Origin of the sequence: Kitasatospora sp. MBT66 (assembly GCF_000710405.2) — a bacterium.
Lineage (GTDB): Bacteria > Actinomycetota > Actinomycetes > Streptomycetales > Streptomycetaceae > Kitasatospora > Kitasatospora purpeofusca.
On sequence record NZ_JAIY01000014.1, the window covers coordinates 75,640 to 75,969 of the forward strand.

Annotated in this window: 1 protein-coding gene; it reads right to left on the reverse strand. The window is 79.4% G+C overall.

Annotated features, from left to right (window positions below; genetic code table 11):
• The coding region (locus BI06_RS34865) for a ricin-type beta-trefoil lectin domain protein (RefSeq protein WP_149030581.1) at positions 1–330 on the reverse strand (330 nt) is incomplete at both ends.

The following is a 330-nucleotide window of genomic DNA, read 5'->3' on the forward strand; positions in this document are numbered from 1 at the left end:
GCGGGGCTGCCGTTGCAGATCGCCACCTGGATCCGGGTGCCGTTGACGACCGAGCCCCAGGCCACGTCCATGCAGAGGTCGCCGGCCCGGACGGTGCCGTCCGGGCGGAAGTCCCAGGTCTGCCAGGCGCCGCCGGTGCAGTCCTGGAGCTCCAGTCCGACGCCGTCGGAGAGCCGGCGGCCGATGGTGCCGAGGCAGCGCTGCGAGCCGCGCCCCGCGATGGGCCGGCCGGGCGGAGGCGCGGGTGCGGCGGGTGCGGGCGCCCGGGTGGTGGGTGCCGGTGCCGGTGGCGCGGGTGCGGCGGGCGGTGGTGCCGGGGCCTGGGTGGCG